We start from the raw sequence: 25129 nt of genomic DNA, 5'->3' as shown, positions 1-25129 counted from the left end.
GGCACGCCGTTCCCTGACGGCTGGGAGCCTGGCGACGACCACTCGGGCAGTCGGCGATGAAGCAGAAACCCCAACGGCGCGAGCCGTAGGAATCCCCCTCCTTCAGGAGGGGGAGGAAGTCAACGGTCCATCACTCCTTGAGATGACGGCGGTGTTCCGGCCGCCGTTGCCCCGTGTGCGTCCGGACTCCGTGGGCGTGTGGCCTCCACCGAGGATACGGGCGATCAGGGCGGACGGCCGCTGCCAGGCGGACCTGGCAGCGCCGATCACCCACATGGGTGCTGATGAGTACGGTGAATCACCCCACGAGCGTCCCTGTGGAAGCAGACCGCCATGGTCCGGTTCCGGGGGACTCGGGTTCAGCAGGGTCGCTCCGCGATGAGTTCGGCAGCCTTTTCGGCGATCATGATCGTGGGTGCGTTGGTGTTTCCGCTGGTGACGGTCGGCATGACGGAGGCGTCGACGACGCGGAGCCGCTCGACTCCGTAGACCTCCAGATCCGGATCGACGACGGCGTCGTGTCCGCTTCCCATGGCACAGGTGCCCACCGGGTGGTAGGCCGTGGCGCTCCATCTGCGGACGTGCTCCTCGAGAGCCGCGTCGCTCATGGCGTCCGGACGGTTCAGGTCGTCACCGGCCGGCAGGTACGACCGTGCCAGGTATGGGGCGAACGGTGCGCAGTGGGCGATGCCCATGACCGCTCTGAGTCCGGCGACCATGGCTGACGTATCCGCGGGCACGTCGAAGTACCGGGGATCGATCAGCGGTGGGGCCTGCGGATCGGGCGAGGGGAGACAGACGGTGCCGCGGGTCCGCGGGTGCAGCAGGACGCAGTTCATCGTGAACACCGGCCGGTCGGGTTCTTCCTCACCGCTGAGAACGAGTGCCGTGGCGCCTCCGACCAACTGCACGTCGGGACGGTCTCGGTCATCTGTGACGTTGAGGAACGCGCCGACCTCGCCGTAGTTGGAGGCGAAGGGCCCGTCGCCGTGGGCGCGCTACCGTTCGAGGTTGTCCGGGGTGAGCAGGTCCCGGACGATGTCGGTGGAGTTCCGGGTCTCCCACACGACGGGAGTCATCAAGTGGTCCTGCAGGTTGCGCCCGACCCCGGGCAGGGGGACTCGGACGTCTATCCCCGCATCGTGCAGCTCGCCGGGATCGCCTATGCCCGAGAGGAGGAGCAGCTGGGGCGAGTTGATGGATCCGCCGCAGAGCAGAATCTCCCGGTCGGCGTGGGCCGTCCGTTCCTGTCCGTCCCGCAGATAGGTGACGCCGACCGCGCGTGATCCGTCGAGTGCGATCCTTGTGGCCAGGGCGTTGGTGCGTACCGTGAGGTTGGGTCGGCCGAGGGCCGGGTGCAGGTAGGCGTCGGCCGTGGACCACCGTCGCCCGTGATGGCAGGTCACCTGGTAGAGGCCGGCACCGGCAGGGGACGCACCCGCGAAGTCGTCGTTGCGGTCCAGTCCCCATGCCACGGCGGCGTCCAGCCAGGACTGTGAGAGTTCGTGGGTGTAGACGCGGTCCTCGACGTGCAGGGGTCCGTGCGAACCGTGGTAGGGCTCGCCGAGGCGGCTGTTCGACTCGGACTTCATGAAATAGGGCAGAACGTCGTCGTAGCCCCAGCCTTTCGCTCCGTGCTCGTCGCGCCAGCTGTTGTAGTCGTGCCGGTCGCCCCGGATGTAGATCATGACGTTGGTGGATGACGAGCCGCCCAGGGTCTTGCCCCGTGGCCAGGAGAAGGTGCGGCCAGGCCGGGGCTGCTCGACCGTCCGGTAGCTCCAGTCGGCAGGTGTTCCGAAGAGCATGCCGAGCGCTGCTGGGGCGTGGATCAGTTCGTCGGTGTCGGGGCCGCCCGCTTCGAGAAGCAGCACGCGGATGCGCTCGTCGCGGCTCAGGCGGTCCGCGAGTACGCAACCGGCGCTGCCGGCGCCCACGATGACGTAGTCGAATCTGTCGGTTCCGGTGGAATCCATGGTGACTTCCTCGCCCGGCGGGCGGCCGTCGCCCGGACTCGCCCGAGCCGGGCGACGGATGCGGGCCGTGGCGTCAAGGGTGGTAGATCGACTGGAACTGCTGGTAGGCATGGAGCCCCTCGGGCCCCAGTTCGCTGCCGAGCCCGCTGGCCTTGCGCCCTCCGTAGGGGGAGGTGAGGTCGGGAAGATAGCCGTTGAGCCCGACGGTGCCGGTACGGATGCGGCGGGCCACCTGGGCGCCATGGTCCAGGTCCGAGGTCCAGACGGTGCCGGCGAGGCCGTAGGCCGACTCGTTCGCCAGGCGCACTGCCTCGTCCTCGCCGTCGTAGGGCGTGATCGTGAGGACCGGGCCGAAGATCTCTTCCTGCGCGATGGTCGAGGAGTTGTCGACGTCGGCGAACACGGTGGGTTCGACGAACCAGCCACGGTCGAAGCGGGCCGGCCGGTCTCCTCCGGTGGTGAGCCGAGACCCTTCGCTGAGTCCGGTCTTGATGTAACCCAGGACCCGTTCGCGCTGACGCTCGCTGACGAGGGGGCCGATCTGCGTGGCGGGGTCGAGCGCGTCACCGACGACGGCGTCATGGGCCATCGCCGTACAGAACTCGACCACTTCCTGGTACCTGCCGCGGGGGGCCAGGATCCTGCTACTCGCGTAGCAGGTCTGTCCGTTGTTCAGCAGAGTGGCCATGAAGAACTGCTCCGCGTTCGCGGCGAGGTCGGCGTCGTCGAGCACGACGGCGGCGGACCTGCCGCCCAGCTCCAGGGTCACCGGCCGCAGCAACTCGGCGCATGCGGAGGCCACTTGGCGCCCTGCTCCGGTGGATCCGGTGAACGACACCTTGTCGATGTCGGGATGGGAGACCAGATACGCGCCGGTGTCGCGACCGCCCGGAACGATGTTGATCACGCCGTCGGGGATGCCCGCTTCCCCGACCGCCTCCGCGAGCAGCACCGAGTCGAGGACCGTCTGCGGAGCCGGCTTGAGGACGAGCGTGCAACCGGCCGCCAGAGCCGGGGCCACCTTGAAGAAGGCGATGGTCTGGGGGAAGTTCCAGGTCATGATGGCGGCTACGACGCCTACGGGTTCCCGGCGGACCAGGGTGGTGCCGCGGGGCAGTCCGGTGCGCAGTTCCTCGGCCGTCGTGCTGTCGGCCAGACCCGCGTAGTAGCGCAGCAGGGCCGACGGCACCACGCCTTCGAAGGACCGGGCGACGGTGATCGGCATGCCGTTCTGCGCGCTGACGGCGGCGGACGTCGCCTCGTTCCTGGCATCGAGCGCATCCGCGAGACGGATCATGGCGGTCGCGCGGCGTTCAGGGCCCCAGGAGGCCCATCCGGTCGGCGCGTCGAATGCGGCACGAGCGGCCGCGGCCGCCCGGTCGATGTCGTCCCGGGAGCCGTCCGGCACGGCACCGAGATGGTCGCCGGTACTCGCGGATACGACGTTGATGACCTGGCCGCCGGACGTGTGCACCCAGCGTCCGTCGATGAACAGATGGTGGGGATCCATGGTGGACTCTCCCCACGGCATGGCCTTGAGGCCACGAACTCCGTGGTGTTCGGTACGTGGATGACCAGCGGGCACAAGGGTGCTCAGCGCGGTACGCAGGCCGCTGCCGGTTATGGCTTTCCTGCGCGGTGGCCCGGCGCGTCGAACCCGCGGACGGGCCGCATGTGCGACGTCCCTTGAGCCTGGTACCGGCCCTGGGGAGCGTTTTCATGATTCACGACTGAATAAAATCGACATTACACCCATCTGGGGTAATCTGCCACCAGATGGGAAAAATACGGGTGCGCAATCCATGCCCGCCGTCGGAGAGGTGGCACCTCATGAGGACATATGGCGGAGCCACGGCGGAAGAGCGCACTTCGCTGCGCCGTCGACGTCTCATGGAGAGCGGCCTCGAACTCTTCGCCGACCGGGGATACGCCCACACCTCCATCCGGGCGGTACTGCGTCATGCCGGGCTGAAGGACAGGTACTTCGCGGAGAGCTTCACGTCCCTCGACGACCTCATGGCGGCGCTCATGAGAGACATCTACGAGGAACAGGTCGCCCGCTGCGCCGACGCGATCGCCACGGACCAGCCGCTGCGCGTCCGGGCCCGGAACGTGATCGATGCCGTCGTCGGACTCTCTCTGGAGGACTCGAGAAAAGGGCGCGTCAAACTCACGGAATCCCTGGGCGCCGGTCCTCTCACGGCACGCGAACGGCGTCTGGGCCTGCGACATATGAGCGGACTCGTGGAGTCCCTCCTGAGGGAAGGCCGTCATGATCCCCGGATCGACCCTGCCACGCTGTCCGTGGCCGTCGTGGGCGCGGTCAGCGAGATGCTGCTGAGCTGGTTCAACGGAGAGCTGGGCGTCTCACGGGAGGAACTGGTGGATCAGGGTCTCCTGCTGTTCGAGGCGATCACCGAGCACGCCTCGGCGACATCACGGGAATGACGGAGCGGCGCCACCGTCGGCAGTTCCCGGAGAGCGGCCGGAACCATGCCCGCGCGAGCGGGGGACCTCGTCAGCGCAGCAGCGATCGAGGCCGTGCAGCCAGGATCGCCTCGGCCTCGTCGGCGATCGTCCGGACCACCTCTGCGGCGGGACGGACGGCATCGACGAAGACCGCCGACTGGCCATAGAGAATCGCGCTCGTGTCGGGATCGGGCAGACCCTCGACCGGGCTGACGTCCTTCGGCGGCGCGAATTCCTCCTTGCGGTCCCGTAGCATCGCCTCGCGCTCCGACCACTCGTCGGTGAACCGATTGCGGCGCACCCGTTCACCGATGTTCGCCGGCCACGGCAGCCCCGACACGATGTCGTAGGCCCGCGTCCATACGGTGTCGCCGCCGTCACTCTCGACGATCAGACGCTTGTGGACATCGTGTACCTCGATCGCTTCGGGCGTGGCGAGAAACGCCGTGCCCAGCCAGGCGCCGTCCGCCCCGGCGGTGAGGACGGCCGCGAGTGTCCGTCCGTCGCCGATGCCCCCCGCCGCCAGCACCGGGACATCGGGGTAACGCCGCACGATCCCGGCCAGGAACGGCAGGAGGCCCATCGTCCCGGTATGGCCACCGGCCTCGGCACCCTGCGCCACGAGGACGTCGGCACCCGCGGCGACGGCCGCCTGGGCGTCGTCGTAGTTCTGCACCTGGCACATCACCCGGGCTCTCGCGGCCCGGGCGCGGGCAAGCCACGGCTGTGGGTCGGCGAACGACAGCGCGACGACATCTGGTCGTTCTTCCAGAGCGGCCTCGAAATGCGGCTCGGTGAAGGGGAGGAGCGGCGTGATGAAGCCGACCCCGAACGGTCGGTCCGTCGTGGCGCGGACGGTCGCGATCTCCGCACGGATCCAGTCAGGCCCTTTCCAGGGATGGGTACCCCCGAAGGAGCCGAGCCCGCCGGCCGCGGAGACCGCGGCGGCGAGCGTTCCGCCGCTGTGCAAGGCCATCGGCGCCGCCATCACCGGATAGGTGATACCGAACATTTCGGTAAATCTCGTATGCAACATGGCTAGACGTTAGCGAATGCGGCTGGGTTGCGTTTTGAAAGGCGACTCCGGTGCTGGGGGGATTGCGGCACTGGATGCGCCCGGCCATCTGGTCGGGATCGAAGCCACCACCGTCATCGGCTGAAGACACCGAGAGGGCAGCAGAACGAGTCAGATCCGCCGGTGACCGGCGTCGCCCGCCGCCGGGCCGCCCTCCAGCACCGGGCGCCGGCGCAGCCGTACGGCGTTGAGTATGTGCTCGCCCATGGGATCGGAGTCCAGGTGGGGGTGGGCGTCGATGCGCAGGCGGCGTCCGCGGTGGGAGATCACGTGGTAGGCGACCACCTTGTCGCCGAAGAGCTTGGCTCCGTGGATCTGCCGTGAGAGCACGAGACGGTCGACGTCGTCCCAGGTCACGACGAGAGGGCGGCCGTAGGAGGTGTACACGAGACCGTTGGCGTACAGATGCGTGCGGACGAACCCCTTGGGCATTCTCCACAGCATGACCGGAAGCGCGATGATCACCAGGAGGAGCACCGCGAGCAGGTAGAGCACCAAGGTGGTCACCAGCTTGTCGAGGCCCGGGATCTCGGTTCCGGTCTGGCTGAGGACCCAGTTCACACCCCAGAGCGCTCCTGCGATCAAAGCGCCGATGGCCGCCATGGCGACCACGATCTCCAGCGGGCTGGTGTTCTTGCGGGTGAAGACGTGATCGCCCAGGGAGCGCTCGGCCGCAAGGCGGGTGACGCGGGCGGACGGGGCGTACCCCTTCATCTGAGCGGCATCGGGGAACCGCTTGATGACGGCGACACCCAAGGCCGTGACGGCCAGACCCGCGAGGATGACGGTGGCGGCGGACAAGGCCGGGGTGTCGCCGAAGATCAGCACCCCCAGGCCGTACAGCATCGTCGCCAGCCCGCCGAACACCAGCAGCAGCATCAGGCAGCCCAGGTTCAACAGAGGCCCCTCGGAGTGCTGTTGAGCGTCGTCCGTCATGGCGTCCCCCAGAGAAATCGTGGATGTGGATGCCGAATGTAGCCGTTCCGCGCCTGCCCGGCCCGCACTCGCTGCACTACCGCCGACAGGGTCCGGACCGTGGGCTCCACCGCCCGGCGGATGGTGCCAGAAAAACGTTCCGCCCAGACTTGCGGTAATAATTCGATTCCCTATTTCGATGCATTATTGAATTAATGCCGAAATGAGCTCAATGAGTGTCTTTCCCTGACGTGCCCGGCGTGCTGCGGCAGTGCTCCGAACCGCCCCTGTATCCCTTGACCGCCACGCCAGGCGACGAAAGGCCGGAGACGATGGTCGAGCGAAGGAAATTCCTCAAGGCCGGTGCCCTGGGAGGCGCGGCCCTGCTTCCCCAGGGCGGCGGTCCGGGAGCGCGGGCATACGCGGTACCGGCCGACCGGGCGGTGTGCCCGAGCGGTCCGGTCCCGCACACCCCTCACCTGGAACGGTATGTCGATCCGCTGCCCATGCCGCCGACGGCGGTCCCGGATCCGTCCGCCTATCCGGGCGCCGACTACTACGAGATCACGATGCGGCAGGGCTCGTGGCAATTCCACCGCGATCTCGGACCGGCCACGGTGTGGGGCTACTGGGCCCACAACCCGCACACCCCCCCACAAGCCGACCGGCATGGGCTACCTCGGACCCACCGTCGCCGTCACCACGGACCGCCCGACGGTCGTCAAGTACCGCAACGAACTGCCGACCACCCACCTGTTCCAGACGGTGATCGACGCCATTCGCGGCGGGTGCGACGAGCTCACCCCCACCCCGCCACCCCCCTACAAAGCGACCCTGCCCTTCCCCTCGAACGTCAACGTGTGGAACACCGTCCACCAGCACGGCGGCTTCACGGCGCCGCAGTCCGACGGCATGCCCATGCAGTCGTTCAGTTCCGACGGCATCCACGCCGCGGCCTACAGCACCCTGGAACCGGGCCGGGTCAAGCGCAACGAGGCTATCTACGCCTACACCAACCACGACCGTTCGTGCATGCTCTGGTATCACGACCACGGCATGGGGATGACCAGCCTCAACGTCTACGCGGGTCTGGCCGGTCTCTGGCTCGTCCGTGAGCCGGCTGACGACTGGCTCGGGCTGCCGCGCGGCGAGTTCGAGGTCCCGCTCATCCTGCAGGACCGGACCTTCGGCCCGGACGGCTCGCTCAAGTACTCCATGGCCCTCAGGGAGGGCGAGGACACCCCGGTCGTCAACGGGAAGGCATTCCCCTATCTGGACGTCGAACGGCGACGCTACCGGCTGCGCCTTCTCAACGCCTCGAACGAGCGGTTCTGGCGGCTGCGCTTCGAGGCCTGGCCCAGGGACGCGCTGCCGCAGGTCAACCTGCCGTTCTGGCTGATCGGCACCGACAGCGGCTTCCGTGAGCCGCTGCAGATGCTGAACTTCCTGATCTCGCCGGCCGAGCGGTACGACCTGGTCATCGACTTCAGTCAGGTGCCCATGGGCACGAAGGTCAGGCTGACGAACTACCATGCGCCGGTCCACTACCCCGGCATGCCGGGCGAGGGGCCGGAGATCCGGGAGATCATGGAGTTCCGGGTCACCAAGGAAGCGTCCGGAGGCGGGGACAGGAGCCGACCGCCCAAGGAACTCAGGCTGCCGAGGGTCGTGCCGGTCAAGCCGAAGCCGCACACCCGTCGCCGGCAATGGGTCGTGTACCAGCACAAGCTCTTCAAGACCATGACGTTCAACGCGGTGCCGTTCGAGGCACCGTCCCAGGACTTCATCAAGGAGGGCGCGAGCGAGATCTGGGAGTACATCAATCCCAACCACGACGCCCACCCGATGCATGTCCACCTCATCAACTTCCAGGTGCTGAACAGGCAGCCGATCGACGCCGCGAGCTACAACGCGGATTATGAAAAATGGATTTCAAGAGGCCGTAAACCGAAGGACCTGCCGAAGGTGGAGAACTACTTCACCGGTCCACCGATTCCGCCCGACCCGGACGAAGCACTGTCCAACAAGGACACGTTCAAATCCTATCCGGAGACGGTGACCAGAATCATCATTCCGGAATTCACCCCGCCGAAGGCAACGATCGCGTCGATCCCGGGCAGCGGCACCGAGCTTCCGGCGACGTACATTCACCACTGCCACCTTCTCGAACACGAAGACGACGATCTGATGCGCCCGTGGACGATCGTCGGCCATGGCGACCAGAACGCCGAGCACGGCCAGGGCGAAGCTCACGGCCACGGCGGCTCTCACGGCCACTGACGACTCCGGCAGGATCATGGACTCCCGGTCATGGGGCGGCGTGGAATGTCGTGCGTATGTTGCGGCGGAGGGACTCGGCGACCTCCCGGTCGAAGGGCTCGGTGCCGGGGGTGAGCACCGATGCGGCCGCCACGGCCACCCCCAGCGCGCAGGCGCTGACTGGATCGTCCCCGGCGCTCAGCCGTGTGGCGAGCGCGGCCACCATGCTGTCTCCCGCCCCGGCGTCGCTGACCAGCTGCCCGGGCGGCGGTGGTGCACGCAGTTCGGTGTGGCCGTGACGGGTCGAGCACAGGGCGCCGAGGTCGTCGATCGCGGTGACGGCGACCTCGACGGCACCCGTGGTGAGCAGATGCTCGTTGACGGCTCGGGCGTCGTCGAAGCCGGTGACGTCCCGGCCGATGAGGTCGGCGGCCTCGGCCCGGTTGCACCTGAGCAGGTAGACGCCTTCTGCGAGCCCGTGCCGCAGCGCCGGGCCTGACGTGTCCAGCACCAGCCGGGCTCCGGCCGCCCTGACCTGGCGGGCGACGGCTGCGTAGAAGTCGTCGGGCAGGCCGCTGGGCAGGCTGCCGCTGGCCACGACATAGCGGCAGGCGCCGATCGCCTTCACCAGCACGTCGAGGCAGCGCCGTCCCTCGTGGTCGTCGAGGTGTGGACCGGGCGGGACGATGTGATGGCTGCGGCCCGACTCGGTCTCCAGCAGTACGAGTGCTTCGCGGGTCTCGCCGGCGATCTCGACGGCGATGTGATCGAGCCCCTCTTCGTCCAGCAGTCTGCACAGGCGTCGGCCGACCTCGCGGCCGGCGGTGTGGACGGCGACGGCCCGTCCCCCGAGCCGTGTCACACCGCGGGCGACGTTGATGCCCCCGCCCCCGCCGGTCACCGACCTGACCCGAGCGCGGTTCTTGCCGATGTCGGCGAGGTGGCCGACGTCCCAGCACATGTCGACGGCAGGGTTCAACGTCAGAGTGAGCACTGTCCCGGCCGCGGTGAGACCTGTCCCGGCCGCGGTGAGCACTGTCCCGGTCGCGGGGGAATCCGGCGCTGGTGCCGTGTTCATCGCGAAGACGCGGCCCGGCTCGGCACGGCTGGTGCCCGCCGCGCCGTTTGCCGAGCAGTGATTCGGTCACGCGCGGCCTGCCGGAAGGCGTCGTCGATCTCGGCGCCGACCGTCTTCCGTATGCCCGCGGCGGCGATTCCGGCGGCATCGAAGGCATCGTCGGTGCCCGTCCACCGACCGAGCCTGTAGTGGGCAGACAGGGAGGCCATGGTCTGCTCCCCACGTTCCTGGCCGAGCTGCCGACGGAGCGGGCACCCGGCACCCGAGGATCCTGCGCACGGCCCGTCGAGGTCGGCTCCCGCTCCGCCTGCCATCGGACTGACGGCGGGGTCTCTCATCGCCGACCCGTACCCAGCCTCGACGCTAGCCCGTCCGGCGGCCCGGCGCACCTCCTTGCGTCACCGGTACGGTCCTGCCGGCCTGGACCCCCTGGCCGGTCCCGGCCGGGCGGGTCCTCGGCAGGCCGTACCGGCGATGAGGGAGTGGTCGTACTCTCCGCCGGATGCGGGACGTCGGCGGTCTACGGGCCGAGGTAGACGGTTGAGGGGAGCCAGGTCGGGCGGGGCAGGCCGAAGTGTTCCTCGAGCATCAGCTCCGCCTGGGTGAGCGCGCCGTAGACCCAGCCCTGTCCGGTCGACCATGCCGATCCGCACACGTACAGGTTGGCGTCGGGGCGCGGGCGGCGCATGCGCGGCATGATCTCCCAGCTCTTGGCCCCCACCTGCCAGAAGTGGTAGGCGGCTCCGTACGGGTCCTGCACCCAGTCCTGGAAGTAGGCGGACGTCGGCTCGGGAATGCGGGCGCGGGGGCCGTGCAGCTCGCGCAGTTGGCGCTGTGCCTCCTCGACCAGAGTTCCCGGTGCTGCCGCGTCCAGCGGACGTGGTGGCCGGGTCACCGCCACCGGGGCGAGCCGGTTCGGCCGTGGCAGCAGCTCGTTCCAGAACTCCACGTCGCTGAGATCGTTGTACGAGGCCAGCAGCAGGGCGTTGCGGTTTGCCGGGTCGGCGCCGGGCTGTTTCCCCTCGACACCCCAGTAGTAGGTCTGACGCAGCGGCAGGTCCGTCACCGAGCGGCCGGACTTCAGGCCGAGGCTCTCCCACCACGGCCGGTCGTAACCGAGGAAGAGCTTGGAGGCCGGTCGCGGGAGGATGGAACCGAGGTCGGACAGGAACTGGTCGCCGGCGAAGAGGAAGGTGTCGGGGTCCAGCAGTTCGATCGAGCGCTGGGGCATGGCCAGGACGACGTGGCGTGCCCGGACTTTGAGCGGTCGGCCCCCGGGCCAGACGGCGAGGGTGAGAGTGAGCAGGTCCTCGCCGTGGAGGGAGTCGCGGTCGATCCGTCGTACTTGGTGGTGGAGGTGGATCGTCCCGCCCTCCGCCTTGAAACGCCGGGCCAGTTCCTGGGGCAGGGTCTGGTAGCCGTCGGTCAGGTACCGGTACTGAGGTGGGGGTGAGCCGATGAAGTCCGCGACCGATGCCTCCATGGCTTCGATGCTGTTGACGTTGTCGACGACCGAGCCGTATCCGAAGCCGTCGTGGAGGAACGACCAGCCCTCCTGTCCGACCGCGTCGAGCAGCAGGTTCCAGAATCCGATGTCGTAGAGGTGGCGTCCGTCGGCCTTGGCCGTCGGCTTGATCCTGTCCCACGCTTTGTGGTCCATGGAGGCGGCGCCGGGGACGTAGCGCTTGATGACGGACAGCAGCGCGTCGTCCGGTGTCATGCCCCGGATCGCGGCCGGCAGGTCGTAGGGCACGGTTTTGGGATCGCCCCACTGAGATTGGGTGAACCGGCGCTGGCGCAGGTAGACGAGGTTCTGCGGTTCGTCGACCGGGAAGGGGGCGGTCGGCAGTTCGAGGTGGTCCACGAGTTGGGCGACGACGGGCTGGTTGCTCAGGTAGCGCATCCCGCCGAGTTCGGCGTGCAGGTGTGGCATGCCTGGTGGAGTCACGGAGAAGAGGCGGCCGCCGATCCGCTCGCTGCCCTCGAAGAGGCGTACCTTGAGGGGGCCGCGGCGGCGCCGGCGCAACTTGTCGAGTACGCGGCTGCCCTTGGCTTCCCGGCCGAGCAGCCGCCAGGCCGCGTACGCCCCGGACACTCCGGCGCCGATGACCGCCACGTCGACGATGTCGCCCTCGCCGTTTCCGGGACTCGCCCATGCCGGTGCCCCCAGTGCTCCGTGGAGGGCGGCGGTGGCGCCGAGCGCGCCGGTTCCTCTGAGCACGTCGCGGCGCGTGGGTCGGCCCATGTCCTGAGGTCTCCTCGACCTTGTCGCCGAGGGCCGCCTGCTGCGGTCATCGAGCCGCCATAACGTAGCAACAAGGACATTTGGTATGCCGTGACGGAGAGTGTCGGGCGAGTCGCGGCAGCGTTACCCCGAGCGGGCGGGGCCGGGCTCACTCACTGTCGGACGGCGGGACGCGGCCCGGGGCGCCCGCCCGCAACCCGGCCATGACGAGGTCGAGAAGCCGGGCGGCGCGCGGGCGCCAGTCCTCGTCCGGGGTCAGCTGCCACAGGCCTGCGATGGCGAGGATGAAGTCGTCGGGGGTGACCCCGGGGCGTGTGGTGCCCGCTTCCTCGTTGGCGCGCAGCAGGAGCCCGGCCGCCGTGGTGAGGGGGGTGGGGGAGGGCTTGGCGGGGCCTCCCGGCGCACTGGTGGCCAGGCGCATCGCCTCGGCCAGCCCCGCTTTGGCCATGGCGAACTCGGCCAGCCGGTCCATCCAGGTACGCAGTGCTTGCGTCGGCGGCAGTTCCTGGAGCAGATCGCTCGCGCTGTCGGCGACCTGACGCATCTCGTGGCGGTAGATCTCCAGAACGAGGGTCTCGCGGTTGGGGAAGTTGCGGTAGAACGTGCCCTGGCCGACTCCCGCCTTCCTGGCGATGGCGCTGAGCGGCGCGGCCGGACACCGGGTCAGCTCGCTCAGAGCAGTGCGCAGAATGCGTTCACGGTTGTGCTGTGCGTCCGCGCGTAGAGGGGTGTTCCCGTCCTTCTGCAATGGTCACTCCCCTCAAGGTGCGTGGCTGGAGCGCGCCCTTGCTAAGCGGACAACTGTCCGTTACGTTTCCAGGTAGCGGACAGCTGTCCGGTTGAGGTCCAGTCTAGCGAGGGACGGGGCCCGCACGGCAGTCCGCCGCTGACATCAGCGCTCCATTCACAGCCGTGCCGCCCATTCCTGCCGATCCGAGCGCCCTCACCGACATCCCCGCGCGGGCCGGATCACCTGCGATGCCGCACACGCCATCACCACGGCGACGCGCACCGCACGTGGCCGTCCCGCGCCGCGCCGAGGTCGGCGTACGTCAAACAGTTTGTGTGAGAAGGAAGTTGTTCATGGACTTAACGACGTCCAGTGTCATCACCCTGCACATCAACGGCGAGCAGCACACACTGCCCGTCGATCACCGCACCACCCTGCTCGACGCCCTGCGCGAGCAGCTCGACCTGACCGGCACCAAGAAGGGCTGCGATCAAGGCCAGTGCGGTGCCTGCACCGTCCTGGTCGACGGCCGCAGGACGGTGGCCTGTCTGCAACTCGCGGTCGCGGCCGAAGGGCGCGAGATCACCACGATCGAAGGTGTCGCGGAGGGCGACCGGCTGCATCCTGTTCAGCAGGCGTTCCTCGAACTGGACGGCTACCAGTGCGGCTACTGCACACCCGGACAGATCTGTTCGGCGATCGGCATGCTCGCGGAGCACGCCGCCGGATGGCCGAGTGCCGTTTCGGGCGATGTACGTCCGGCAGCCGGGCCGCCGTCCCTGACCCCCGCGGAGATCCGCGAGCGGATGAGCGGCAACCTGTGCCGGTGCAGCGCCTACACGTCGATCGTCCAGGCCGTCGCACGAGCCGCCGAGGCGGACGCCTCGCCGGACGCGGATGTCCGGACACGGACCGCGGAGGCGGCCGCATGAAGGAGTTCGACTACCGCAGGGCCCCCGACGTGCCGGGTGCCGTCGCCCTCCTCGACGCCGATCCGCACGCGTGCTACCTCGCAGGCGGGACCAACCTGGTCGACCTGATGAAGTGCGGTGTGGAACGGCCCGTTCGCCTCGTCGACGTACGGCATCTGCCGCTGGACCTGATCGAGCCGGCGCCCGACGGCGGACTGCGCGTCGGCGCCACGGTCACCAACAGCGACCTCGCCGCCCACCCCGACGTCCGCAGCCACTATCCGATGCTGGCCCAGGCCGTACTCGCCGGTGCCTCCGGCCAGCTGCGCAACATGGCCACGGTCGGCGGCAACCTCCTCCAGCGCACCCGCTGCGCCTACTTCACCGACACGACCAAGCCGTGCAACAAGCGCACCCCCGGCAGCGGCTGCCCAGCCCTGAGCGGCGAGCACCACAACCATGCGATCCTCGGCGCATCCGAGACCTGTGTGGCCGTACACCCCTCGGACATGGCCGTCGCCCTGACCGCCCTCGACGCCGTCGTGCACTACGAAACCGCGTACGGATCGGGCGAGTTGCCGCTGGAGGGGATGTACCTGCCGGTCGCCGGCACGCCGCACCGCGAGACGGCCCTGCCGGCGGGTGCGCTGATCACCGGCGTCTCACTGCCGCCGGTGCCGGTCGCGGCCCGCTCCCGGTACCGCAAGGTACGCGAGCGCGCCTCCTACGCCTTCGCCCTCGCATCCGTGGCCGCCGCGATCGACATACGCGACGGCATCGTGCGCGACGCGCGCCTCGCGTTCGGCGCGGTCGCCTCCAGGCCCTGGCGCGCCCGTGCCGCGGAGCGGGTCCTGATCGGGGCGCCCGCCACCGCCGAGACGTACGCGGCCGCCGCCGAAGCCGAACTGCGGGCGGCCCGGCCGCTGCCGCGCAACGGATACAAGGTGACCCTCGTGCGCAACCTGACCGTGGCCGTGCTGAGCGAGCTCCACGAGGAGGCCACGCGATGACGACCACGGCACAGAAGACCGCCGTACGCGCGGTCGGTACGGCTCATACGAGGGTGGAGGGCCGGGAGAAGGTGACCGGCGCGGCACGCTACGCGGGCGACATCCCCTTCACCGGACTCTGCTACGGCCGGCTGGTGCTGTCCACCGTGGCACGGGGGCGCGTTCGTGACATCGCGAGCGCTCCCGTCCTCGACATGCCCGGTGTCCTCGCCGTCCTGGACCACCGCAGCGCCCCACGCCTGAACACCGACTACGTCGGACTGATGGGCATCAAGCCCGATCCCACCTACGCCGTCTTCCAGAACGACACGGTGCCCCACCTGGGCTGGCCGGTGGCCCTCGTCGTCGCGGAGACGCCCGAACAGGCGCGCGAGGCGGCCGATTCCCTGGTCATCGACTACGAACTGCTTCCGCACGACACCGAGTTCGACGGAGACCACCCAGACTCCTACCCGGTGGACGGCCACATGCCCGGGGTGACGGACAAGGGCGACCTGCAAGCCGAACTTGCCGCGTCGGCCGCCGTCGTGGACGAGGAGTACACCACCCCGGAGGAACACCACCACCCCATGGAGCCCCATACGGCGACCGCCCGCTGGGAGGACGGCCGTCTGGAGGTCGTCGACTCCAACCAGGGCGCCACCTGGGTGCTGGGCGAGCTGGCGAACCTGTTCTCGCTCGATCCCGCATCGGTCCGGGTGCGTTCGGAGCACGTGGGCGGCGGCTTCGGCAGCAAGGGCGTGCGCGCTCACCAGGTGGCGGCCGCGATGGCCGCGATGATCCTCCAGCGGCCGGTGCGCGTGGCGCTGACCCGGCCCCAGATGTTCACGCTGGCCGGGCATCGCAGCCCGACGGTGCAACGGGTCAGGCTCGGGGCGGACGCCGACGGACGGCTGCGCGCCCTGGACCACCGTTCGGTGAGCCGCACGGCCACGGTGTACGAGTTCGTCGAGCCGAGCGCCGGTGTGGCACGGGTGATGTACGACGCCGACGCCCACCACACGGAGAACCGCGTCGTCCGGCTCGACGTCCCCAGCCCCACCTTCATGCGCGCACCCGGTGAGGCGCCAGGATCCTTCGCCCTGGAAGCCGCACTCGACGAACTCGCCGAGAAGTGCGGCATCGACCCGATCGAACTGCGGCTGCGCAACGAACCCGACCGGGGCCCGGTCTCCGGGCTGCCCTTCGCCCGCCGCAACCTGCGCGCCTGCTTTGAAGAAGGAGCGCGCCGCTTCGGCTGGGCCGAGCGGGACCCCCGCCCGGGCGTGCGGCGCGACGGTCGCTGGCTGCTGGGCACCGGGACCGCCGCCGCGTCCTTCCCCGCGGGGGCCGCCCCCTCCACCGCCACCATCACCGCTGAAGCCGACGGCCGCTTCACCGTACGGATATCGGCCGCCGACATCGGCACCGGCGCACGGACCGCGCTCACCCTTGTCGCGGCGGACGCCCTCGACGTCCCCCCGGAGCGGGTGACCGTGCTGATCGGGGACAGCGAGTTCGGCTTCGCGATGATCGCGGGCGGCTCGATGGGCACGCGCTCCTGGTCCATGGCCGTCATCGCGGCCGCCCGCGACCTGCGAGAGCGCCTCGTCCCCGGCATGGCGATACCCGCAGAGGGAATCACCGTGCGATCGGACACCACCGCACAGATCGCCGCGCTGGCGAACCTGGAACGCCACTCCTACGGCGCCCAGTTCGCCGAGGTCGCCGTGGACCCGGCCACGGGCGAGGTCCGCGTACGACGCATGCTCGGCATCTTCGCCGCCGGGCGCATCGTCAACCCGCTGACCGCGCGCGGCCAGTTCACCGGCGGCATGATCTGGGGCATCTCCATGGCCCTGCACGAGGAAGCCGTGCGCGATCCGGCGTTCGGCGGCGTTGTCGGCGCCGACCTGGCCGGCTATCACGTGGCCACGCATGCCGACGTCCCGCACATCGAGGCGGACTGGGTGGATGACGCCGACCCCGACGACTCGTCCGGCATCAAGGGCATCGGCGAGGTGGGCATCGTCGGCGCCGCGGCCGCCATCGCCAACGCCGTCTGGCATGCCACAGGCGTACGGCATCGCAGCCTGCCGATCCGCCCGGACCGCGTTCTCTCGACGGCGGGCACCGATGCTTGACCTGCTCCCGGAACTGCGGGCCTGGCTGGACGACGGCCGTGACATCGCCGTGGCCACCGTGGTGTCCGTCAGCGGCAGCGCACCGCGCGGCCCCGGTGCCGCCCTGGCCGTCGACCGGGCCGGCACCGTCATCGGCTCGGTGTCGGGGGGCTGCGTCGAGGGCGCGGTCCACGACCTGTGCGCTCAGGCGCTGGAGACCGGGCGCGGCATCGTGGAACGCTTCGGCTACAGCGACGAGGACGCCTTCGCCGTGGGCCTGACCTGCGGCGGCGTCCTCGACGTGATCGTCACGCCCGTGCTCGCGGACACACCGGTCAGGGCCCTGTTGCAATCCGCCCTGAACGCCCTGGACAAGCGCGAGCCGGTGGCCCTGGCCCGAGTCGTCGAGGGCTCGCCCGAGCACCTCGGTACTGCCGTCCTCGTACATGGCGACGGCTCCGCGGAAGGCGGTCTCGGGATGCACGACGGCCTCGACCGCACAGCCGCGGCACAGGCCCGGGCCGCGCTCGATGCGGGCCGCACAGGCACCGTCGAGCTCTCGCCGGACGGCTCGCACTGCCCGGACGGCCTCGTCCTGCTCGTGGAGGCGGGCACACCGCCGCCGCGGATGATCGTGTTCGGCGCGGTCGACTTCGCCGCGGCACTGGTACGGGCCGGCAAGTTCCTGGGCTTTCACGTCACTGTGTGCGATGCCAGGCCGGTGTTCGCCACGCCGGCCCGTTTCCCCGAAGCGGACGAGGTCGTCGTGGACTGGCCGCACCGCTATCTGCGGGGCACCAGGACCGACGAACGGACCGTGTTGTGCGTCCTGACGCACGACGCCAAGTTCGACATCCCCCTGCTGGAGGTCGCACTACGGCTGCCAGTCGCCTTCGTGGGCGCGATGGGTTCACGCCGTACCCATGCCGACCGGGACCGCCGACTGCGTGGAGCAGGCCTGGGCGACGAGGAGTTGGCGCGGCTCAAGTCGCCCATCGGACTTGACCTGAAAGGCCGTACCCCCGAGGAGACCGCCCTGTCCATCGCGGCTGAGATCGTCGCAGCCCACCGAGGCGGAACGGGTCGTCCCCTGAGCGGCACGGCAACACCGATCCACTGACTCTTCCCGTGTAGACCACACCTGACGCAAGGTGAGCGGGACCCGCGTGGCCGGTCCGCCCGGGTCCTGCCCCCGCAGCCGGGGCCGGGTCGAGCCCGACTTCAATGTGCTCGCTCGACTGCCTTTGCCGTACGCCCTGTTCTGAGGCGCGCCGCAACGGTGGTGCACCGTCCTTCCAGGGCCTCGGCGAGCTCTGCGAGCAGGCGTTGCAGTTCCTCGCTCGCGAGCAGGTGGTCCAAGTCCCGCCAGTCGGACCGCACTTCACGCGCCATCGACTGCCAGTGCTGCATGCCCCGTGGGGTGAGACGGGCCAGGACGCGGCGCCGGTCGGCCGGGTCGATGCGACGGTGGACCAGGTTCTGGTCGCCGAGTCGGTCCATCAGTTTGGTGAGGCTGGGAGCCGGCAGGAAGGCGTGGCCGGCAAGGGCGGTCATGGTGTGGTCCTGCCCGTCGGAGAGCAGGTCGAGCACCCGCCATGCCTCCACGGAGCACTCGAACTCTTCCAGGACGGACTGCACTCGGCGCTCGGCGAGGCGTTCGGCCCGTGTGAGCAGGTAGACCAGTTCCTGGGGCCGTCTCGCCATCGTGCTCCTCCACTCGTGCTCGCCGAACGGTGCGCCCGAGGCCACCGTCGATGACCGGGCTCTTGAAAAGAGGGAATCAGAATAACTGTTCCTTTCCGTGGGAAGCATTGATCGCCGTTGTCGTGATGCCCTCGACGGATGTATTCGGCAGCGACTTCTTCGATTTCGGACGCCCGGGTTACTTTCACTGGAAACTGTTCTTCAATTGCTCCGAAACGCGGTTGAAACAGTTTCCCCGCAGGCTGTGTCGCACTTCAGCGACCAGCCCGGACACCACCCCGGAACGGCTGGGGAACTCGTGCGCCGACACCGCCACTTCTGAAGCGCGTGCCCCTTCATTCCCTCCCCAGAGTCTTTCCGCTCTCTTCGCATCGCCCTTCGGGGCAAGGAGGTTGTGCATGTCAGGGTTCAGCATCAGCCGACGCGGTCTCCTCACCGCCATTTCGGCCGCAGGCGCGTCGGCCGCCCTCAGTGCGTGCGGCGCCAAGACGGGCGACAACGCGTCCACCGGCTCCGGCGCCGAGGCCGACACGTCCGGCGACACAGTCAAGGTCGGCCTGCTGAACTCGCTCTCGGGCACCATGGCGATCAGTGAAGTCACCGTCCACAACGCGCTGTTGCTCGCGGTGAAGGAGATCAACGCCGCCGGTGGCGTGCTGGGCAAGAAGCTCGAGGCCGTCAGCCAGGACGGCGCCTCCGACTGGCCCACCTTCGCCGAGAAGGCAGAGGCCCTCATCAAGGACGACAAGGTCGTGGCCACCTTCGGCTGCTGGACCTCGGCCAGCCGAAAGGCCGTCAAGCCGGTCTTCGAACGGTACAAGTCGCTGCTGTTCTACCCCGTGCAGTACGAAGGCCTGGAGCAGTCGCCGTACATCTTCTACATCGGCGCCACCACCAACCAGCAGATCGTGCCCGCGCTGGACTACCTCAAGAAGCAGGGCCTGACCAAGCTCTACCTGGTCGGCAGCGACTACGTCTTCCCGCGTACCGCCAACAAAATCATCAAGGCGTACGCGAAGGCCAACGGCATGGAGGTCGTCGGCGAGGACTACGCCCCCCTCGGTTCCACGGAGTTCGGAACCATCGTCAACAAGGTCAAGGGCGCCGGTGCGGACGCCGTGTTCAACACCCTCAACGGTGACTCCAACGTGGCCTTCTTCAAGGAGTACAAGTCCGCGGGCCTGACCGCGAAGAGCCTGCCGGTGCTCTCGGTTTCCATCGCCGAGGAGGAGGTCAAGAGCATCGGCACCCAGTACCTGGACGGCCAGCTCACGGCCTGGAACTACTACGAGACCACGCCCGGCGCGGCGAACACGAAGTTCGTGGCCGCGTACCAGGCGGCGTACGGCAAGGACAAGCCGACCTCCGACCCGATGGAGGCCGCGTACATCTCCGTCCACCTGTGGAAGGCGATGGTCGAGAAGGCCGGGTCCTTCGACGTGGCGAAGGTGAAAGCCGCCTCCGACGGCATCGAACTCGACGCCCCCGAGGGCAAGGTGACCGTGGACGGCGCCACCCAGCATGTCTACAAGACCGCCCGGATCGGCAAGGTCGGCTCCGACGGCCTGATCACCGAGGTGTGGAACTCCGGCAAGCCGGTCAAGCCGGACCCGTACCTCAAGGGCTACTCCTGGGCCTCCGCACTCTCCTGAGCCACGCCCCGCCCGGCACTGAGCCCGGCCCTCTGCACAGGGCCGGGCCCACGGCACACGCGTACGCCTTCTGTCCCCGACCCGGAGCCGACTCCATGACGGTGATCCTCAACCAGTCCCTCACCGGCATCAGCATCGGTGCCGTCCTGCTGCTCATCGCCCTCGGCCTGACCCTGACCTTCGGCCAGATGGGCGTGATCAACATGGCGCACGGCGAGTTCATCATGGCCGGCGCCTACACCACGTACGTGCTGCAGAGGTCCATCAGCAGCGCGGGCGTCTCGCTGCTCGTCGCCCTGCCGATCGCCTTCCTGGCCGCCGGAGCCATGGGCGCCCTGCTGGAATGGCTGCTCATCCGCCGCCTCTACACACGCCCGCTGGACACGCTGCTGGTGACCTGGGGCGTGTCGCTGATGCTCCAGCAGCTCGCCCGCGACATCTTCGGCGCCCCGAACGTGCAGACTGCCGCGCCCGACATCCTCACCGGCAACATCGCGCTGGGCGGCGGCATCACCTTCGCCAACAACCGCCTGTTCATCCTGGGTCTGGCCCTGCTGAGCGTCCTCGTCCTCACCCTCGTCCTGAAACTCACGCCACTGGGCCGCCGTATCCGGGCCGTCGTCCAGAACCGCGACCTGGCCGAGGTGTCCGGAATCGCCACCGGGCACGTCGACCGCATCACCTTCTTCATCGGCTCGGGCCTCGCGGGCGTGGCCGGCGTCGCCCTCACCCTGGTCGGCCCGATCGGCCCGACGATGGGCACCAACTACATCGTCGACGCCTTCCTGGTCGTCGTCGTGGGCGGCATCGGACAGCTCAAGGGCAGTGTCATCACCGCCTTTGCGCTGGGCATCCTGCAATCGGTCCTCGAGTACTCGACGACGGTCAGCGTCGCCAAGGTCATCGTGCTGGTGGCGATCGTCGCCTTCCTGCAGTGGCGACCCCAGGGCCTGTACACACTGCGCACCCGGAGCCTGGCATGACGACCACGACCCCCCTCACCTCGCCCGCGGTGACCCCGCCGTCCCCGTCCTGGCCGGAGCGGCTGCGCGTCCCCGCCGGGTTCGTTCTCGGCGCCGTACTCCTCCTCGGCGTGGCACCGGTCCTTCTCTCCGACTTCCGCCTCAACCTCCTCGCGAAGTACCTGTGTTACGCGATCGTCGCGGTCGGCGTCAGCCTCGCCTGGGGCCGCGGCGGGCTCATGGTGCTCGGCCAGGGCGTCTTCTTCGGCCTCGGCGGCTACGCCATGGCCATGCATCTCAAGCTCGCCGACGCGGCCGCCACCGGCGAGACCCTGCCCGACTTCATGCAGCTGTACGGCACGGGCGACACCCTGCCCTGGTGGTGGAGGCCGTTCGCCGATCCGGGCTTCGCCCTCGCCATGACGGTGCTGCTGCCGATGGCGGTCGCCGCGCTCCTCGGCTTCTTCGTCTTCCGCCGCCGGGTGAGAGGCGCCTACTTCGCGATCCTCAGCCAGGCGCTGGCCGCAGCCCTGTCCATCTGGCTGATCGGCCAGCAGGCCACCACAGGCGGCACCAACGGCCTCACCGACATCCAGGGCTTCTTCGGCTATTCCCTCGACGACCCCGTCAACCAGCGGATGGTGTACTTCGTCATCGCCGCCGTCCTGCTGCTCCTGATGATCGGCGCGCGCCAGCTGTTCGTCAGCCGGTTCGGTGAACTCCTCGTCGCCGTACGGGACTCCGAGGAGCGGGTACGCTTCCTCGGCTACGACCCGGCCAACGTCAAGCTCGTCGCGTACGTCCTCGCGGCCGGCATGGCGGGCCTGGCCGGTGCCCTCTTCGTCCCGGCGGTCGGGATCATCTCCCCGGCGCTGATCGGGATCGTGCCCTCCATCGGCTTCGTCATCGGCGCTGCGGTCGGCGGCCGGGCCTCGCTGGTGGGCGCGGTGCTCGGCGCGATCGCGGTGGCCTGGGCGCAGAGCACGCTCTCCGACGCCTTCCCCGCCGCGTGGACGTATCTCCAGGGCCTGCTGTTCGTGGTCGCGGTCGGTTTCCTGCCCGGCGGTCTGGCCTCCCTGGGCGTCGTCCTGCGCCGGCGCCGTGCCGCCACCGGTACCGCTACTCGTACGACGGGAGAGACGGCATGAGCGGCGAGGGACTGACCGTCCGCGACCTGCGGGTGACCTTCGACGGGTTCACGGCCGTCGACGGCGTCGACCTCGACATCCACCCCGGAGACCTGCGCTTCCTCATCGGCCCCAACGGCGCCGGCAAGACCACCCTGGTCGACGCCGTCACCGGCCTCGTGAAGGCCACGGGCTCGGTGCGCTTCGGCGACCAGGACCTGCTGGGCAGGCCGGTCCACAAGATCGCCCGCATGGGGATCGGACGCACGTTCCAGACGGCCACGGTCTTCGAGGAGCTGACCGTCCTGCAGAACCTCGACATCGCGGCGGGCGCCGGACGGGGCCCATGGACGATGCTCCGGCGCCGAACAGGCATTCCCGAGCCGGTGGCGAAGGCGATGGAGACCACCGGGCTGACCCACCTGCGCGACCGCCCCGCCGGCGTCCTCGCCCACGGGCAGAAGCAGTGGCTGGAGATCGGGATGCTGCTCGTCCAGGACGTGCGGCTGCTGCTGCTCGACGAACCGGTCGCCGGCATGAGCCACGACGAGCGCGAGGCGACCGGCGCGCTGCTCCAGCGGATCAGCACGGACCGCACGGTCGTCGTCATCGAGCACGACATGGACTTCATGCGCTCCTTCGCCCGCAGCGTCAGTGTCCTGCACGCCGGCAAGGTCCTCAGCGAGGGCACCGTCGCCGAGGTCCAGGCCGACGCCGACGTCCAGGAGGTCTACCTCGGCCGGACCACGGAACCCGAGCCCGCTCCCGCCACAGCCGTGGCCATCGCCGAGGAGGCGTGAGGCAGATGCTGGAGATCAGCTCCGTCCAGGCCGGCTACGACCGCACCACGGTCCTGCACGGCGTCACGGTCACCGTCCCGAAGGACGGAGTCGCCACCGTCCTCGGCCACAACGGCGCCGGCAAGAGCACGCTGCTGCGCACCGCCATGGGCCTCATCAAGCCCAGGAGCGGAACCGTCCGGCTCGACGGCGAGGACATCACCCACCTCGCCCCGCACCAGCGGGTCGCCCGCAAGATGGCGTACGTCCCCCAGGGCCAGCAGTGCTTCCCCCACCTCACCACCGCCGAGAACCTCCGACTCGTCTCCGACGGCCGCCCCGACGGCAGAGAGGCGACCGCCGAGGCACTGGACCTCTTCCCGGTTCTGCGCGAGCTGTCCGGCCGCCGCGCCGGCCTGCTCTCCGGCGGCCAGCGCCAGCAACTCGCCATCGCTCGCGCGCTGATCACCCGCCCCAGGCTCCTGCTGCTCGACGAGCCCACGGAGGGCATCCAGCCGTCGGTCGTCGCAGAGATCGAGGAGACGATCCTCGCCCTCACCCGGCGCGGCGGCCTCTCCGTCCTCCTCGTCGAACAGCACGTCGGGTTCGCCATGCGCGCCGCCCGGCAGTACTACGTACTGGAGGCCGGGCGGGTGACGTCCTCGGGCGAGGGCGGAACAGCCGCCGAACAGGCCGTACGGGCGGTACTCAGCGTGTGAGACCCGGACGGGACCGAGACGGGCCGGGCGAGGCCGGTCCGGCCGGCCCCGGTGCCCCCGCCGTGAGCGGGGTGGCCTGTGCACGAACGCCGGAGCTCTCAGCGGTTAGGTGACCGCCGGAGTGTCAGCACCGCCACGTCGTCGTGCTGCTCGTCGTCCCCGGCGAACGCACGTGCGTCGTCGTAGAGCGCACGCGGCAGGTCGGTGGGGGAGAGCGGCGTGGGCTGGGCGACGCGCTCGGTCAGGCGCTCGGTGAGGGGGTAGAAGGCGCCGTCGTCGGCGCGGGTCTCAGTGAGTCCGTCCGTGGTCAGCAGCACTGTCGCGCCGGGCGGGAAGACGAACCAGTCGACGGTCACGGGTTCGGTGGCGAGGTCGGCGAGACCGAGCGGGACGCCGGACGTGAGGACCGGTGTCGTCACGCTGGCCTCCTGCAGCACCTGCGGCAGGATGTGGCCGCAATTGATGGCCTGTGCCTCCGCGCCCGCATCGATGTTGAGGATGAGCGCGGTGACGAACCGTTCGTCGTCGCCGGTCTTCGCCGCGTAGGAGTTGTGCCGCACGACGGAGGCGTCCAGCGCGTCGACGAGAGCGGTCAGGGTCGGCTCGTGGTGAGCCGTGGCGCGAAAGGCACCGATGACGGCGAACGCGGCGCCGACCGCGGGGAGTCCTTTGCCTTGGACGTCACCGATGAGCACCCGGGTCCCCCAGGGTGATTCGACGACGTCGTAGATGTCACCGCCGACCAGCCGGTCCTCCTGCACGGGCTCGTACAGACCGTTCACCAGGACGTCATCGGTGACCATGGGCAGAGGGCGCAGGATGTGGCGCTGCATCGCGGCCGCGGTGGAGCGCAGCCGCAGCATCTCCTGCTCGCGGCTGATGCGGCGGTGGCAGGCGTAGACGGAGGCGGCGCCCAGGACGAGGGTGAGCAGGATCATGAGGATCCTGTCGAGCAATGGCCGCCCCTCACCGTGCCGGGCCAGTAGGGTCACGATGACCACGAGTTCGGTCCAGGCGAACACGAACTTGGTCTGCCGGACGGTGCACAGCGCCGATGCGGACCCCGGAAGGAACACGAGAAGGCCGAGAAGCCACACCGGGGATTGCGACACGACGTCCAGGATCGCCACCACCAGTGTGACCGAGGCGACGACGATCACCGTTTCGGCCGTGCTCGGTGGTTCGATGGCCTCGACCGGACGCGCCTTCTTCTTCGCATGTTTGCGGAGCACGAGACCTCCGGGACAGACGGGATATTCTCTCCCATACCGTAGGCAAGCTCGGCAGGAGGGTGGCCGCGCCCCGCCGGACGGCAGGCCCTGGTCACGGCAGGCGATCCGGGTCCGAACGCGACGCAGTGGGTGGTCGTCCGGCCTGACGCCTCGTGCCCTGCCGTTACGGCTGCGCCCCCGAGCCTCA

The 25129-nt window shown here is 69.3% G+C and carries 21 protein-coding genes; 11 read left to right on the top strand and 10 right to left on the bottom strand.

From position 1 onward, the window contains the following. Positions 1–359 precede the first annotated feature (359 nt). The 3 genes from ABT085_RS21250 to ABT085_RS21240 all read right to left on the bottom strand — a co-directional run bounded on the left by ABT085_RS21250 (position 360) and on the right by ABT085_RS21240 (position 3483). A complete protein-coding gene (locus ABT085_RS21250; RefSeq protein WP_351609946.1) occupies positions 360–911 on the bottom strand; it encodes a GMC oxidoreductase in 552 nt (183 codons plus the stop codon). Between the two features lie 87 nt (positions 912–998). After that, a complete protein-coding gene (locus ABT085_RS21245) occupies positions 999–1973 on the bottom strand; it encodes a GMC family oxidoreductase (RefSeq protein ID WP_351609943.1) in 975 nt (324 codons plus the stop codon). A 73-nt stretch (positions 1974–2046) separates the two neighbouring features. Further along, positions 2047–3483 (bottom strand): aldehyde dehydrogenase, encoded by a 1437-nt coding sequence (locus ABT085_RS21240; RefSeq protein ID WP_351609940.1) that lies wholly within the window; start codon positions 3481–3483, stop codon positions 2047–2049. A gap of 320 nt (positions 3484–3803) precedes the next feature. Between ABT085_RS21240 and ABT085_RS21235 the strand changes: the two genes are divergently transcribed. Further along, positions 3804–4421, top strand: a complete 618-nt coding sequence (locus ABT085_RS21235; RefSeq protein ID WP_351609938.1) for a TetR/AcrR family transcriptional regulator — start codon at positions 3804–3806, stop codon at positions 4419–4421. A gap of 70 nt (positions 4422–4491) precedes the next feature. On the opposite strand, the gene ABT085_RS21230 is transcribed toward ABT085_RS21235, so the two are convergent. Together ABT085_RS21230 and ABT085_RS21225 are read right to left on the bottom strand one after the other, a co-directional pair. Then, positions 4492–5478, bottom strand: coding sequence for an NAD(P)H-dependent flavin oxidoreductase (locus tag ABT085_RS21230; RefSeq protein ID WP_351609935.1), 987 nt, complete (start codon positions 5476–5478; stop codon positions 4492–4494). Between the two features lie 150 nt (positions 5479–5628). Beyond that, positions 5629–6453, bottom strand: a complete 825-nt coding sequence (locus tag ABT085_RS21225; RefSeq protein ID WP_351609932.1) for a hypothetical protein — start codon at positions 6451–6453, stop codon at positions 5629–5631. Between the two features lie 648 nt (positions 6454–7101). Between ABT085_RS21225 and ABT085_RS21220 the strand changes: the two genes are divergently transcribed. Further along, on the top strand, positions 7102–8712 hold the full coding sequence (locus tag ABT085_RS21220) for a multicopper oxidase family protein (protein ID WP_351609929.1): 1611 nt from the start codon (positions 7102–7104) through the stop codon (positions 8710–8712). Positions 8713–8740: 28 nt separating this feature from the next. Here the strand turns inward: ABT085_RS21220 and ABT085_RS21215 are convergent, their stop codons facing one another. From ABT085_RS21215 to ABT085_RS21205, 3 genes are all read right to left on the bottom strand, one after another. After that, a complete protein-coding gene (locus ABT085_RS21215; RefSeq protein WP_351609927.1) occupies positions 8741–9769 on the bottom strand; it encodes a 1-phosphofructokinase family hexose kinase in 1029 nt (342 codons plus the stop codon). 520 nt (positions 9770–10289) lie between these two features. Further along, positions 10290–12014 carry an FAD-dependent oxidoreductase gene (locus tag ABT085_RS21210; protein WP_351609924.1) on the bottom strand — a complete coding sequence of 575 codons (1725 nt, stop codon included), beginning with the start codon at positions 12012–12014 and terminating at the stop codon, positions 10290–10292. Positions 12015–12162: 148 nt separating this feature from the next. Beyond that, on the bottom strand, positions 12163–12762 hold the full coding sequence (locus ABT085_RS21205) for a TetR/AcrR family transcriptional regulator (RefSeq protein ID WP_351609921.1): 600 nt from the start codon (positions 12760–12762) through the stop codon (positions 12163–12165). A gap of 335 nt (positions 12763–13097) precedes the next feature. Between ABT085_RS21205 and ABT085_RS21200 the strand changes: the two genes are divergently transcribed. The 4 genes from ABT085_RS21200 to ABT085_RS21185 are packed head-to-tail and all read left to right on the top strand — an operon-like array spanning position 13098 to position 17887. After that, positions 13098–13676, top strand: coding sequence for a (2Fe-2S)-binding protein (locus tag ABT085_RS21200; protein WP_351609918.1), 579 nt, complete (start codon positions 13098–13100; stop codon positions 13674–13676). Beyond that, entirely contained in the window at positions 13673–14665 is a 993-nt protein-coding gene (locus tag ABT085_RS21195; RefSeq protein ID WP_351609915.1) for an FAD binding domain-containing protein, read from the top strand. The genes ABT085_RS21200 and ABT085_RS21195 overlap by 4 nt, the downstream gene beginning before the upstream one ends. Further along, positions 14662–16788 (top strand): xanthine dehydrogenase family protein molybdopterin-binding subunit, encoded by a 2127-nt coding sequence (locus ABT085_RS21190; RefSeq protein WP_351609911.1) that lies wholly within the window; start codon positions 14662–14664, stop codon positions 16786–16788. The genes ABT085_RS21195 and ABT085_RS21190 overlap by 4 nt, the downstream gene beginning before the upstream one ends. Continuing rightward, entirely contained in the window at positions 16781–17887 is a 1107-nt protein-coding gene (locus ABT085_RS21185; protein ID WP_351609906.1) for an XdhC family protein, read from the top strand. The genes ABT085_RS21190 and ABT085_RS21185 overlap by 8 nt, the downstream gene beginning before the upstream one ends. Positions 17888–17988: 101 nt before the next feature. Here ABT085_RS21185 and ABT085_RS21180 read toward each other — a convergent pair whose 3' ends face one another. Then, complete coding sequence (locus ABT085_RS21180) at positions 17989–18471, bottom strand: MarR family winged helix-turn-helix transcriptional regulator (protein WP_351609903.1); 483 nt, start codon at positions 18469–18471, stop codon at positions 17989–17991. Positions 18472–18869: 398 nt separating this feature from the next. Here ABT085_RS21180 and urtA point away from each other — a divergent pair, with 398 nt between their 5' ends. The 5 genes from urtA (at position 18870) to urtE (ending at position 23710) form a co-directional block, all read left to right on the top strand. Continuing rightward, positions 18870–20123 carry an urea ABC transporter substrate-binding protein gene (gene urtA / locus ABT085_RS21175; protein ID WP_351609901.1) on the top strand — a complete coding sequence of 418 codons (1254 nt, stop codon included), beginning with the start codon at positions 18870–18872 and terminating at the stop codon, positions 20121–20123. A gap of 95 nt (positions 20124–20218) precedes the next feature. Then, positions 20219–21106 (top strand): urea ABC transporter permease subunit UrtB, encoded by an 888-nt coding sequence (gene urtB, locus ABT085_RS21170; RefSeq protein ID WP_351609898.1) that lies wholly within the window; start codon positions 20219–20221, stop codon positions 21104–21106. Then, a complete protein-coding gene (gene urtC, locus ABT085_RS21165) occupies positions 21103–22233 on the top strand; it encodes an urea ABC transporter permease subunit UrtC (RefSeq protein ID WP_351609895.1) in 1131 nt (376 codons plus the stop codon). The genes urtB and urtC overlap by 4 nt, the downstream gene beginning before the upstream one ends. Beyond that, positions 22230–23012, top strand: a complete 783-nt coding sequence (gene urtD / locus ABT085_RS21160; protein ID WP_351609892.1) for an urea ABC transporter ATP-binding protein UrtD — start codon at positions 22230–22232, stop codon at positions 23010–23012. Before urtC ends, urtD begins: the two co-directional genes overlap by 4 nt. A 5-nt stretch (positions 23013–23017) precedes the next feature. After that, positions 23018–23710, top strand: coding sequence for an urea ABC transporter ATP-binding subunit UrtE (gene urtE, locus ABT085_RS21155; RefSeq protein WP_351609889.1), 693 nt, complete (start codon positions 23018–23020; stop codon positions 23708–23710). A 98-nt stretch (positions 23711–23808) separates the two neighbouring features. Here the strand turns inward: urtE and ABT085_RS21150 are convergent, their stop codons facing one another. Continuing rightward, the gene (locus ABT085_RS21150) at positions 23809–24942 is read right to left on the bottom strand and encodes a PP2C family protein-serine/threonine phosphatase (protein ID WP_351609886.1); all 1134 of its coding nucleotides are present in this window, start codon (positions 24940–24942) and stop codon (positions 23809–23811) included. Positions 24943–25129: the final 187 nt, after the last annotated feature.

The organism is Streptomyces sp. NPDC002265 (assembly GCF_040296125.1).
Taxonomy (GTDB): domain Bacteria; phylum Actinomycetota; class Actinomycetes; order Streptomycetales; family Streptomycetaceae; genus Streptomyces.
The sequence above is the reverse complement of the archived record's forward strand: the minus strand, read 5'-3'. Positions and strand labels throughout refer to the sequence as shown.

Excerpts from the sequence above, each read along its gene's own strand:
- ABT085_RS21245 (WP_351609943.1), bottom strand. The coding sequence starts at position 1,973 with ATGGATTCCACCGGAACCGACAGATTCGACTACGTCATCGTGGGCGCC.
- ABT085_RS21240 (WP_351609940.1), bottom strand. The coding sequence starts at position 3,483 with ATGGATCCCCACCATCTGTTCATCGACGGACGCTGGGTGCACACGTCC.
- ABT085_RS21235 (WP_351609938.1), top strand. The coding sequence starts at position 3,804 with ATGAGGACATATGGCGGAGCCACGGCGGAAGAGCGCACTTCGCTGCGC.
- ABT085_RS21230 (WP_351609935.1), bottom strand. The coding sequence starts at position 5,478 with ATGTTGCATACGAGATTTACCGAAATGTTCGGTATCACCTATCCGGTG.
- ABT085_RS21225 (WP_351609932.1), bottom strand. The coding sequence starts at position 6,453 with ATGACGGACGACGCTCAACAGCACTCCGAGGGGCCTCTGTTGAACCTG.
- ABT085_RS21220 (WP_351609929.1), top strand. The coding sequence starts at position 7,102 with ATGGGCTACCTCGGACCCACCGTCGCCGTCACCACGGACCGCCCGACG.
- ABT085_RS21215 (WP_351609927.1), bottom strand. The coding sequence starts at position 9,769 with ATGAACACGGCACCAGCGCCGGATTCCCCCGCGACCGGGACAGTGCTC.
- ABT085_RS21210 (WP_351609924.1), bottom strand. The coding sequence starts at position 12,014 with ATGGGCCGACCCACGCGCCGCGACGTGCTCAGAGGAACCGGCGCGCTC.
- ABT085_RS21200 (WP_351609918.1), top strand. The coding sequence starts at position 13,098 with ATGGACTTAACGACGTCCAGTGTCATCACCCTGCACATCAACGGCGAG.
- ABT085_RS21195 (WP_351609915.1), top strand. The coding sequence starts at position 13,673 with ATGAAGGAGTTCGACTACCGCAGGGCCCCCGACGTGCCGGGTGCCGTC.
- ABT085_RS21190 (WP_351609911.1), top strand. The coding sequence starts at position 14,662 with ATGACGACCACGGCACAGAAGACCGCCGTACGCGCGGTCGGTACGGCT.
- ABT085_RS21185 (WP_351609906.1), top strand. The coding sequence starts at position 16,781 with ATGCTTGACCTGCTCCCGGAACTGCGGGCCTGGCTGGACGACGGCCGT.
- ABT085_RS21180 (WP_351609903.1), bottom strand. The coding sequence starts at position 18,471 with ATGGCGAGACGGCCCCAGGAACTGGTCTACCTGCTCACACGGGCCGAA.
- urtA (WP_351609901.1), top strand. The coding sequence starts at position 18,870 with ATGTCAGGGTTCAGCATCAGCCGACGCGGTCTCCTCACCGCCATTTCG.
- urtB (WP_351609898.1), top strand. The coding sequence starts at position 20,219 with ATGACGGTGATCCTCAACCAGTCCCTCACCGGCATCAGCATCGGTGCC.
- urtC (WP_351609895.1), top strand. The coding sequence starts at position 21,103 with ATGACGACCACGACCCCCCTCACCTCGCCCGCGGTGACCCCGCCGTCC.
- urtD (WP_351609892.1), top strand. The coding sequence starts at position 22,230 with ATGAGCGGCGAGGGACTGACCGTCCGCGACCTGCGGGTGACCTTCGAC.
- urtE (WP_351609889.1), top strand. The coding sequence starts at position 23,018 with ATGCTGGAGATCAGCTCCGTCCAGGCCGGCTACGACCGCACCACGGTC.